Origin of the sequence: Microcoleus sp. AT8-B5, assembly GCF_036705565.1 — a bacterium.
Lineage (GTDB): Bacteria > Cyanobacteriota > Cyanobacteriia > Cyanobacteriales > Microcoleaceae > Microcoleus.
This window is the reverse complement of the sequence record NZ_JAUBUY010000009.1, coordinates 146824-158774: the sequence shown is the minus strand read 5'-3', so window position 1 is coordinate 158774 and position 11951 is coordinate 146824. Positions and strand designations below refer to the sequence as shown.

Annotated in this window: 7 protein-coding genes; 2 read left to right on the top strand and 5 right to left on the bottom strand. The window is 46.4% G+C overall.

Features of this window, described 5'->3' with window-relative positions; genetic code table 11:
- Window positions 1–345: 345 nt before the first annotated feature.
- Window positions 346–2526, top strand: coding sequence for a thioredoxin domain-containing protein (locus tag QUB39_RS09030; RefSeq protein ID WP_333211843.1), 2181 nt, complete (start codon window positions 346–348; stop codon window positions 2524–2526).
- A gap of 165 nt (window positions 2527–2691) precedes the next feature.
- Here the strand turns inward: QUB39_RS09030 and QUB39_RS09025 are convergent, their stop codons facing one another.
- From QUB39_RS09025 to QUB39_RS09010, 4 genes are all read right to left on the bottom strand, one after another.
- Complete coding sequence (locus tag QUB39_RS09025; protein ID WP_333211841.1) at window positions 2692–3780, bottom strand: ABC transporter ATP-binding protein; 1089 nt, start codon at window positions 3778–3780, stop codon at window positions 2692–2694.
- A 296-nt stretch (window positions 3781–4076) separates the two neighbouring features.
- Entirely contained in the window at window positions 4077–5138 is a 1062-nt protein-coding gene (locus tag QUB39_RS09020; protein WP_333211839.1) for a spermidine/putrescine ABC transporter substrate-binding protein, read from the bottom strand.
- 51 nt (window positions 5139–5189) lie between these two features.
- Entirely contained in the window at window positions 5190–6047 is an 858-nt protein-coding gene (locus tag QUB39_RS09015; RefSeq protein ID WP_333057994.1) for an ABC transporter permease, read from the bottom strand.
- Between the two features lie 107 nt (window positions 6048–6154).
- Complete coding sequence (locus QUB39_RS09010) at window positions 6155–7003, bottom strand: ABC transporter permease (RefSeq protein WP_333211837.1); 849 nt, start codon at window positions 7001–7003, stop codon at window positions 6155–6157.
- Window positions 7004–7104: 101 nt separating this feature from the next.
- Here QUB39_RS09010 and QUB39_RS09005 point away from each other — a divergent pair, with 101 nt between their 5' ends.
- Complete coding sequence (locus tag QUB39_RS09005) at window positions 7105–8616, top strand: FAD-dependent oxidoreductase (protein ID WP_333211835.1); 1512 nt, start codon at window positions 7105–7107, stop codon at window positions 8614–8616.
- Window positions 8617–8951: 335 nt separating this feature from the next.
- Here the strand turns inward: QUB39_RS09005 and QUB39_RS09000 are convergent, their stop codons facing one another.
- Complete coding sequence (locus QUB39_RS09000; RefSeq protein ID WP_333057997.1) at window positions 8952–11765, bottom strand: chloride channel protein; 2814 nt, start codon at window positions 11763–11765, stop codon at window positions 8952–8954.
- Between the last annotated feature and the right edge of the window lie 186 nt (window positions 11766–11951).

The window sequence follows — 11951 nt, the reverse complement described above, 5'->3', positions numbered from 1 at the left end:
TCACTAACTCGCAGCGGAGTCAGGCTAACCGTCCCTGGATAGGAGAACCTATCCATTTAGGCTAAACGAATCGCACATCAGCCTTAATATTAAAACATAATGATCAGCAACAACTCAACTAAAACATCTCGCGCTAAACTGCTAGAGGACTGATACCAATTTAATGTGAAGTTGCACATATCTCGATCCCCCTAAATCCCCCTTAAGAAGGGGAGTAGGGGTTGACTTTGAGCGGAATCTTGTCCCCCCCTTATTAAGGGGGGCTAGGGGGGATCTGATTCTACGGGGCCTCATAAAAAATTGGTATGACAAGCTTACCCAGCACGAGTAAAAGTATATTTGATTATGGTGAACCGTCTTGCTCAATCCCAAAGCCTTTACCTGCGGAAACACGCCGAAAATCCGATCGACTGGTGGCCCTGGTGCGACGAAGCCCTAGAAGCGGCCCGAAGCGAAAATAAACCGATTTTCCTGTCAATTGGCTACTCTAGCTGCCACTGGTGCACGGTGATGGAAGGGGAAGCATTTTCCGATCGCGCGATCGCCCAATACATGAATGAGCATTTTATACCGATAAAAGTCGATCGCGAAGAACGCCCGGATATCGACAGCATTTATATGCAAACCTTGCAAATGATGACCGGTCAAGGCGGTTGGCCGCTCAACGTTTTTCTCACTCCAGACGAGCGAGTTCCCTTCTACGGAGGCACTTATTTCCCCGTAGAACCGCGCTACGGACGGCCGGGATTTTTAGAAGTTTTGCAAGCAATTCGCCGCTTTTACGACACAGAAAAAGGCAAAGTAGAAGCCTTCAAAGCAGAGATTTTAGGCAACCTCCAACAGACGGCAGCGCTGTCAGGAGTAACCGCAGAATTAAATCGCGAACTCTTCCAAAAAGGCTTAGAACTCAACACGGGAATTGTTGCGGGCAGCAACCCCGGCCCCAGTTTTCCGATGATACCTTATGCTGAGCTAGCACTGCGGGGAACGCGATTTAATTTTGAATCAAAATACGACAGCAAACAAGTCTGCACTCAGCGCGGATTAGACTTAGCATTGGGCGGCATTTACGACCACGTAGGAGGCGGATTTCACCGCTATACGGTTGATGCGACTTGGACTGTGCCACACTTTGAAAAAATGCTCTACGACAACGGTCAAATTGTTGAGTATTTAGCAAATTTGTGGAGCGCGGGAATACAAGAACCCGCTTTTGAAAGTGCGATCGCGGGGACAGTAGAATGGTTAAAGCGAGAAATGATTGCGCCAACAGGCTATTTTTATGCTGCACAGGATGCGGACAGCTTTACCCCCCCAACCCCCCCTTACCAAGGGGGGGCAGAAAATTCAACCCCCCCTTATCAAGGGGAAACAGAAAATTCAACCCCCCCTTACCAAGGGGGGGCAACGGGGGGGTCAGAACCGGAAGAAGGAGCATTTTATGTCTGGACTTATGCCGAACTGGAACAACTATTAACTGCTGAGGAATTGGCAGAAATTAAAGCACAGTTTACTGTTAGTCGCAGCGGCAATTTTGAAGGCAAGAATGTCTTGCAGCGCCGCCATCCGGGCAAACTAAGCGACAGGGTAGAAAAGGCTTTGGCTAAACTCTTTGCTGTGCGTTACGGTGGCAATCCCGATAGTGTAAAAACCTTTCCGCCAGCCCGCAACAATCAAGAAGCTAAAAACGACAGTTGGCCGGGTAGAATTCCCGCCGTTACTGACACGAAAATGATTGCTGCTTGGAATAGCTTAATGATTTCGGGCTTGGCCCGCGCGGCGGCTGTTTTTGGAAATTGGGAATATCTAGAATTAGCTGTGAAAGCGGCTAATTTTATTTTAGACAATCAGTGGACGGATGGGCGGTTTCAGCGGTTGAATTATGACGGACAATCTGCTGTTACCGCGCAGTCGGAAGATTATGCTTTGTTTGTGAAAGCTTTGTTGGATTTGCACCAAGCGAGTTTGACTTTAGGCAACGGGGAAGAGGCAAAACAGTTGCCGAATTCTCAGTTTTGGTTGGAGAAAGCTGTGCAGGTGCAAGAAGAATTTGATGAGTTTTTGTGGAGCGTGGAATTGGGAGGATATTACAATACTGCTAAGGATGCTAGCGGAGATTTGTTGGTGCGGGAACGCAGCTATATAGACAATGCAACTCCGGCGGCGAATGGAATTGCGATCGCATCTTTGGTTCGCCTCGCGCTGTTGGGCCCGAATTTGGAATATCTCGATCGCGCGCAGCAAGGCTTGCAAGCTTTCAGCAGTATTGTGCAAGATGCTCCGCAAGCTTGTCCGAGTCTACTTTCGGCGATCGACTGGTATCAGCATTCTACCCTGATTCGCACGACTCCCGATCGAATTGCTGGGTTGATTTCTCAGTATTATCCGACTGCTGTCTGTCAGATTGAGGCTGATTTGCCTGAAGGTGTTATCGGGTTAGTTTGCGAGTGTTTGACTTGCAAGGAACCGGCGAAAAGTCAAGAGCGGCTGTTGGAGGAAATTTTGCAAAGTCAAACGCGAGTTTAGCACCAATACTGTCTATATTATTGAACCGCGAAGACGCGAAAAACGCGAAGGAAGAAGGAGGAAGCAGAAGGAAGAAGTAGATTATCTTCTACGGGGAAGGAATCGCATCTTCAGTCTGCTCCTCAATCTTCCAAAGAATCTCAGTGGCTTCAGCCCGCTTGAGTGTCAACAAATGCAGATACTTTCCGGCGGCACGGCAACTCGAACGCTGTCGCCGACTTGGTGTCGCTGCAAGTCATCTCTGTGCAAGTTTTGTCGGCGAAGGGCGATCGAACTTTTAGCAGTCAACCGCACCGTATAGCGCGTATCAGTGCCAATATAAATAGCCTCTTCTACTATTCCCGGCCAGCTATTTTCATCGTCATAATTAGCCGGATAAATAGCAGCTTTTTCTGGCCGCAACACCAGGGTGACAACTTTCCCAGCGGGCATATCTTCTGCTGTCGCAACTAACACGGGCAACTGCTGGTCAATTAACACGATTATTTGACCGTTTTGCTTTTCTACTACTCGACCACTTAAAAAATTGCTGTCGCCAATAAAATCAGCAACAAACCGCGTTTTAGGATATTCATAAATATCAACAGGCGTCCCAACTTGTTGCAGTTTTCCTCCATCCATCACTGCAATTCTGTCCGACATCGTTAGTGCTTCTTCCTGATCGTGAGTTACATAAATAAACGTAATTCCCAGTTTTCGCTGCATTTTTTTTAATTCTAATTGCATCTCTTTACGCAATTTTAAATCCAGCGCTCCTAGGGGTTCATCCAACAGCAACACAGACGGCTGTTTGACTAATGCTCTTGCTAGTGCTACTCGCTGCTGCTGTCCCCCTGACAGTTGGCGGGGATAGCGTTTTCCTACCTCGGTTAACTGTACTAATGCTAAGGCTTCAGCAACGCGATCGCGAATTGTTTTCTGAGGCAAATTCTCCATTTCCAACCCAAAAGCGACATTTTGTGCTACTGTCATGTGCGGAAATAAAGCATAGTTTTGAAATACCGTATTTACTGGGCGGTGAAATGGCGGGCGATTTTGCATCGGTTGGCCGTGAATGTAAATTTCGCCGGCGGTGGGAATTTCAAAACCGGCAATCATTCGCAAAGTTGTAGTTTTGCCGCAGCCGGAAGGGCCGAGTAAAGAAAAGAATTCTCGATCGTAAATTTGCAGGTTGATGTTGTCTACAGCTAAGAAATCTTGACTGCGGGCACTTTTAAATACTTTGGAAACTTCTAAAACTTCGACAGAGTGCATTGTGTTAGTATATCTTAGGGATAAGCAATAAAAATTTGAGTTCGATCCCGGTTAAACTGATATTTTACACCATTCTCAATTACTTGTTTAGGAACGGGCATCTTGCCCGTTCCACAAGAAATTTATTCTTTGTGGAACAGGCATCTTGCCTGTTCTTGACGGGCAAGATGCCCGTTCCACAAGAAAGAAATTTATTCTTTGTGGAACAGGCATCTTGCCTGTTGTTGAGAATGGTGCAACTCCAAAACAAGCTAAAAAATTAAGTAAACCAGCCCCGGCAGAAACCTGTTTTATATCTACTTTCCGGCCCCTGCTTTAACTTCCGTCCAAGCTCGATCGTACAATGCAGTTGCTTTCCCGACATCCTCCAATAATTTCATTTTGGCAAACACCTCAGTCGGCGGGTAAATTTGAGGATTTTTCAAATCTTTCGGGTCGATTAAACCTCGATCAATTGCTGCTTTGTTGGGCGATCCGAAGTGGGTAAAATTGGAAATTTGGGCGCCGACTTCTGGCTGCAAAATAAAGTTAATAAATTTCTCCGCTAACTCTTTCTGGGGCGCACCTTTGGGAATAGCCATGTTGTCCGAAAAAATGATTGTTCCTTCTTTGGGAATAGCGTAACGGAGATTAGGATTTTCTGTCATCACTTGGAAAATATCACCGCTCCATTCCATTGTCAAATTTACTTCTCCTTGATCTAGCATATTTTGCCCGGTGTCGGGGACAAAAGCTGCAATGATATTGTTACTTTTAATCAGCAAATCGCGGGCTTTATTAATCTCTTCGGGATTGGTTGTATTTGGGTCAAATCCTAAATACATTAAAACTCCTGCTAATGTGTATCTAGCATCGTCTTGCCACGCTACTTTTCCGGTATATTTAGGGTCGAACATCACCCCCCAACTGTTAATTTCTCCCTGGACTGTTTTCACGTTGTAGCCAATTCCCATAGTTCCCCACTGGTAGGGCAGCGAATATTTGTTGCCTGGATCAAAAGCTTGATTGATAAACTTAGGTTCTAGGTTCTTTTGGTTGGGAATATTGTTTAAATTCAGCGGCTCAATTAGATTTTCCGCGATCATGATTTTCACCATGTAATCGGCAGGAAATATTAAGTCGTAACCGGGGTTTCCCTGTTTGAGTTTGGCATAGAGTGCGTCGCTGTTCTCGAAAGTGTCGTATTGAATTTTAACATTGTTCTCTTTCTCGAATTGGGCGATCGCTTCTGGGGCGATATAACTTGCATAATTGTAAATGCTGAGCACTTGCTGTTGGTTGCCACCTGTGGGGCTACAGCCGAAAGCCACCGTTGCACTCATCACAAACAAAAGTAGGAAAGTCAGCAGGCGTTTCATAGGTTTTGTTAGTTGCAGACAAAAATAATTATGACACAGAAAGCAATTTTTTTAAGTTTTCTGAACTTTTAACGATGATACAACCAGCAACAAAGAAGCCAACAACATCAAAGTTGAAATGGCATTAATCGCTGGCGTCACTGAGAATTTTATCATGCCATAAACAAATAATGGTAGCGTCATGGAACCGACGCCGGTGGTAAAAAATGTCACGACAAAATCGTCCAGCGACAGAGTAAAAGCCAGCAGTGCCGCGCTGAAAATAGCGGGCCAAATCAGAGGGAGAGTGATGCGCCAAAAAGCCCGCCATTCGTTAGCGCCTAAGTCAAAAGCTGCTTGTTCTAATTGAGGATCTAGTTCCGCCAAACGCGCCCTGACAGTAATAGTCACAAAGGAAATATTAAAGACAACGTGACCTATAATTACAGTAGGTAAGCCGAGATTGAGGCGAATTCCCGTGAGATTTTCTACGATCCGAAATACTAGGGTAAAGAAAACTAGCAGCGAAATGCCGATCGTAATTTCGGGCATAATAATCGGCAAAAACAGTAAAGCTTCTACTGCTTTGCGCCCCGGAAAATGAAAGCGTTCCAGTGCTAGCGCGAGCATTGTACCAAAAATTGTCGCTAACACAGTCGAAATAGCTGCAATTAACAAGCTGTTGTTGAGTGCTGTCCAGATTCCGGCGCTGCTACTCGTAGCAATCGTCGCCCCTGCATTGCTAAACAAACTGCGGTACCAATCGAGGGTAAAGCCGCGCCAAACGGCATTGAATCGGGAGGCGTTAAAGGAGTAAATAATTAAGATGAGAATTGGCAAGTAAAGAAAGGCTAATGCTAGTACAGCTTGTACCCAAAGCCACTTTTTGCCGATCGCCCGCACGAGTAAATCTAGTTTTGTTTTAGTCATTAGTCAGTAGTCATTAGTCAGTAGTCATTAGCCATTAATCATTAGTCATTAGTCATGAGCGCATCGTAAGCTAAACGCAGGGTGCAACGATTTGTATATACCTTACCTTATTCAGTTTCGTCAGACACGCGGAAGTAAATTAACACAGGAATCAATATGATTACCGTCAACAGCATAGAAAGCGCCGAACCAAAAGGCCAATCGCGGGCTCTCATAAACTGATTCTGAATCAAATTCCCCACCATAACTGTTTTAGATCCGCCCAATATATCCGGTGTGATGAAAGCGCCGACAGCGGGAACAAAAACTAAAATAGAGCCTGCAACAATACCGCGAGTTGTTAACGGTAAAAAAACGCGCCAGAAAGTGCGGATATCATTTGCGCCTAAATCGTGAGCGGCTTCTACCAATGAAAAATTGAAGCGTTCTATGCTAGAATATAAAGGCAAAACCATGAAAGGTAAATAGCCGTAAATAAGACCGATCGCCACAGCGAAAGGCGTAAAAAGCAAATTTAACGGTTCGCTAATAATTTGCAGGCTTTGCAAGGCTGTGTTAACTACTCCTTCGCTACGCAGCAGTATGATCCAGGCGTAGGTTCTCACTAAAAAATTAGTCCAAAATGGAATAATTACTAGCAAAAGCAAAGCATTTCGCCAGCGAGGAGAACGGGTGGCGATGAAGAATGCTAGGGGATAGCCAACTAATAAGCAAGTGGCTGTTGTTAGAAAAGCCAGCCAGAGCGATCGCCCAATTACTCCTAAGAAAAGTCCACTGAACAAACGCTGGTAGTTGCTGAGAGTAAATATCCAAGTAACGCCGCCGTAAGTACCGCGTTCTAAGAAACTGTACAACAGTACAATTAGCACGGGCAAAATGAAGAAAACCATCAGCCAGGCTGTAGCGGGAAATAAGAGCAGCAACAGGTTAGTTTGCTGGCGGTTTTTGACACTCATTATTTACTCAAGCGAAATTTAGCACATAATGCAACACATTTTATATCAAATCCGCATTTTATGAATTATGTCATCATTAATAAATTATCAAGAGGTACGCAATGTCAGCAGAATCGTCAACCCCCAAAATAGTCGTCGTCGGTGCAGGATGGGCCGGTTTAGGCGCTACCTATCACCTAGCCCAGCAAGGCTATGATGTCACCCTGCTAGAAGCAGGCCCTTATCCGGGTGGCTTAGTTGCAGGGTGGAAAACCGCCGGCGGGCGTTCCGTAGAAGCTGGGATTCATGGCTTCTGGTATCCCTACAAAAATATATTTTCCTTAGTCAAGGAATTAGAACTCGATCCCTTCACACCTTGGACTCGTTCTTGTCAGTATTCACCTGCGGGATTGGAAGTAGAATCGCCAATTTTTCAGGACGAACCGCGCCTTCCCACACCGTTAGGAACCTTTCTTTACACCAGATTTAAAAGGCTGCCATTAGTCGATCGGCTTTCAGCCTTACCCTTACTCTACGCCGTCCTAGATTTCGACAATTCCGACGAAGCTTGGCGCAGGTACGATCGCGTCACAGCCCGCGAACTATTCAAACAGTTTGGCGTTTCTGCAAGACTGTACCGCGATGCTTTTGAGCCAATGTTATTAGTAGGTTTATTTGCACCCGGAGAACAATGTTCGGCCGCCGCCGCTTTAGGAATGCTTTATTATTTCATATTAGCACACCAACCGGATTTTGATGTAGTTTGGTGTCGCGGAACTGTCGGAGAAAAAATCTTTCGTCCCTGGGTCGATCGCCTGGAAAAACTCGGTGCAAAAGTATTGACAAAGCAGCGAGTTACTGATTTAATAGTTGACAGCAACAACCGAGCCACAGGCGTTGTTTGCGGCGAAGAAACCTTCGAGGCAGATGCAGTTATTTTTGCAGTTGGCGTCACCGGAATGCAAAAAATTATCAGCAGCAGCCCAGCTTTGCAAAGTCGCCAAGAGTTTCGGGACGCGATGAATTTGGGTGCCGTTGACGTGTTAGCTGTTCGCCTGTGGTTTGACCGAAAAATTGACATTCCCCTGCCTTCTAATGCCTGTTTTGGATTTAGTTCAACTACAGGTTGGACGTTTTTTGATTTGAATGCTTTGCACGACGAATTTCGAGACGAACCGGGAACAGTTGTCGAAGCTGACTTTTATCACGCAAATCAATTAATTCCCCTGAAAGATGAGGAAATTGTTTCCTTAGTTCAGCGGGATTTAGCCACTTGCATCCCCGCTTTTCGGGAGGCAAAAGTAATTGACAGCAGCGCGATTCGGCTGTCGCGGGCTGTGACGCATTTTGCCCCTGGTAGCTATCAATATTTGTTGCCGGCAGTAACAAGTTATGATAATGTATTGATGAGCGGCGATTGGGTTGTGACCCGCCACGGTTCTTGGTCGCAGGAAAAAGCTTATGTTACTGGTTTGGAAGCGGCTAATTTGGTGATTTCGCGTTTCGGAATCGGAAACAAAGCGGCAATTATTCCCGTGGAAGCTGACGAACCGCACATTCAAATCGGGAGAAAGATTAATCAGTTTACTCGCAGTATGACTAAAACTTTCATTCCCGATTTTTGGCTGCCATAAGAAGAAGGAAATTCTGCAACGCATTTAACAGATATCTTGCACCATTTTCAATTAGCCGTAGGGGCGGGTTCGCCAACAGCCTTAAAGCTTGCAAATAGGTTCTATAAACCCGCCCGACCCCACGAAAAATCCTCTTATTGATATTGCTGCAAGATGTCAGATTTAACTGAGATGTTAGGAAGAATGGGGATTCCCGTCTGGTTAGCTAAGGATCGCGAATTAAATAACTTACAATTTTAATTGTTATTGTGGGATGGGCCTAAGAGCCCGTCATGAGTGGACGGGCTCTTAGGCCCATCCCACTTTCAAGAGTGGAAGTTATTTAATTATCATTCCTAAGAGGCCGATCGCACTAAAATGACTGTACAGTCGCACCCGCGCGCCACAGCTTCCGGGATATTCCCGTGAATCACCTGCTTCAGCAGCCCTTCCCGGCTCGCTCCCAGGACGATCGCATCGCACTGATCGTTCTGAGCCAAATCAATTAAAGCATCAGAAACCGATTTAGCGCAAACCGAAGTCGCTATTATCGAACAGCTAACCCGGCGCTTGATAAACTCCGCTGCTTGCTTTAATTCTCCGCGATCGGGTTCTGCAACAGAAGGCTGATGAACCTGACACAATTTAATCTCCGGTACAGCACTCGCAGCCACCAAAGCAGGTAGCAACCGCAAAGCCGCAGCTTGCTTGTAACTGCCGCGAATAGGCACCAACCAGCGGTGCAAACCCATCAGCGTATGCAGCCCCAATTCTGGGGCTGGAATGTCTGAATTCGGCAGGGAAAGTTCAGTGTCAGGAGTTGCTGATGAATCTGAGGATCTCGCCAATGGGGGATTATCTGCGCCCTCAACTTTTTCGGGATTTAACTCCCATTCGATAGAGGTATATTTCCGGCCGCTAAAAGCGCCGGAAAACTCATTTTTCTGACGTGTTGCTAATAGTTTTTCGCTCCATTTAACCAAAATTACCTCGCAGCCTGCTTGCCGAATTACGGTATCGACCACATCGCCAAAAATGCGTTCTTTTGTGGATAATTCGCCTTGCCAGCCCATCAAAATCAAATCGATATGTCGCTCCTTAATTGTCTCCAAAATCGCGTTAGGCACGTCGTGAGCTACCCGTATTTGGGTGTGTACTGGCAAGTTCAAATTGCGAACAATTCGCTCGGCTTGTTGTAGCAGGCGGCGGCTTTTGGTTGTCCGCACTGCGCTTTCGGAGGGGGAACTGTTGCGCGGTACTATGATGATTTGCAGGCATTCTAATTCGTAATTACGATCGCGCGCAATCGCCGCCGCCAGCCGCAGCAAAGCGGGTGCTGTTTGGGGGTTGGAAAGCGGCACTAATAAGCGGCCGTTTCCGACTTGCGGAGCCCTGGTTTGATAGACAACATAGGAAGGTTCTGGATGCGGGCCCTGGGTTGTTTCTCCGGTGAGGCGATCGGATTCAACTCGGATAATGTCGCTGCGGGTAATAATTCCCACCAAACGCCGGCCTTCTACGACTGGCAAACGGCTGATATTGTAGTTGTTGAGCCTGTACAATACCTCGCTTAAAGTATCCCTTGCTTTGACTGCGATCGGCCCTACAGTCATAAATTCTTTAAGCAGCGAGTTGCCGGACAAATTGCGATCGCTGGCATTTGCCAAATCGGTTTGACTGACAATTCCGACTAATTTGCCATCTTCAACTACTGGAAATCCTCGGTGGTGCGATCGCGAAAAAGCCTGCATCACTTCATCGAAAGTCAGCAGACTCGAAAGAGTTTCAACTCGGCGCTGCATCACGTCATCTGCGTGCAAGTCGCTCAAAGTATTGCTGGCAGCTTTTGCCTTTGTCAGTTGAATGCCGTTAAACTCCAAAAGGCGATCGTAAAAAGAGCCACTGTCCACCTTTTCCGCCACCAAATAAGCAACTACAGAACAGATCATCAAAGGCAGCACTAATTTGAAATCCGCCGTAATTTCAAACACAATCACTACCGCAGTAATCGGCGCCCTAGAAACCGCACAAAAAAACGCTCCCATTCCCGCCAAAGCGTAAGTTACCGGCAAACCGACACCCAGGGAATCTGCCTGCACAATTCCCACCATGTGACCGAGTGCAGAACCCATAACTAGGGCAGGGGAAAACAATCCTCCCGGAGCTCCAGAAGCCGAGGAAATAATTGTTAGAAAAAAGTGAGCTATAAAAGCAATTAAACTCGTTATCCCGCTTGCTTCGCCTGTCAGCATAAACTCCCGTAAACCCGTATTATCGCGGAAAGTTGCTGGGAGAAAAGCTATTACTGAACCGCAGATTATGCCAGCTAGAGCCATTCGCACGGGCAAAGCTAATTTGAGCGATCGCCTGTTAAATTGCAAGCTAGCCATAATCCCTTTGGTGAACAAAGCTCCCAGCCATCCCGCTAAAACTCCTAATAGTATATAAAACGGGATTTCCTGAGCATCAAAACTGGTTTGGTACGCGCGAAGGTTCAAATTTAAACTATCGCCGCCCAAAAGCTGCGAGACAACGGCACCGATAAATGAAGCGATAATTGCAGTCCCTAAAGTCAATCCCGAAACGTCGTGCAGCAGTTCTTCAACTACAAACAAAACTCCTGCAATGGGAGCATTAAAACCAGCAGCCAATCCGGCAGCAGCACCGCAAGCAATCAATTGTCGGCGGTAGTCTGGGGAAGTCGGCATCAAGTGACCTATCCAGCCAGCCAAAGATGCTCCTATTTGCACAGTAGGGCCTTGCCTGCCTAAAGTTAAACCGGAACCAACTGCTAAAATAGTCGTCAGAAGTTTGGCGACAGCTACTCGCAAATCTAAGGAAAGATTGACTCCGCCAAGAGCAGCTTTGACGTGAGGAATGCCACTGCCGGCAGTTTCGGGAGCAAAACGCTCAATCAATAAACCAGTCAGCAACCCGCCGCCTAAACCGACACTGGGCAGTAATATCCAAGCTGGGATTAATGTCGAGGTAGCAACTCGCCAACTGCCGAGCCATCCGACTCCCGACTTTAGCAAAACACCAGCCAGTCCCGCCACTAAGCCGATCAGACAAGCTTCAAAAATGGCTAGGCGTTTCGGCCGTAAAAAAAGTTGAGATTTGATAACCCTGGAAGGTTCCCTAAATTGTTTAGGGATAGTTATGTACGGCATAAATAGCGTAGATGACCTGAGAATTGTCTGCTCGATCGCACTTTAGCAAAAAATCCTTCGACTTAGCAAAATATAACTCAATACGGTTCAGATAATAGCGTTTCCGGTTGCATCGGAATCATAAAATTTAGTCAACACTTAACACTCAAATATTCAGTTTTTCGACACCGAGTCAAGAGTCAACAC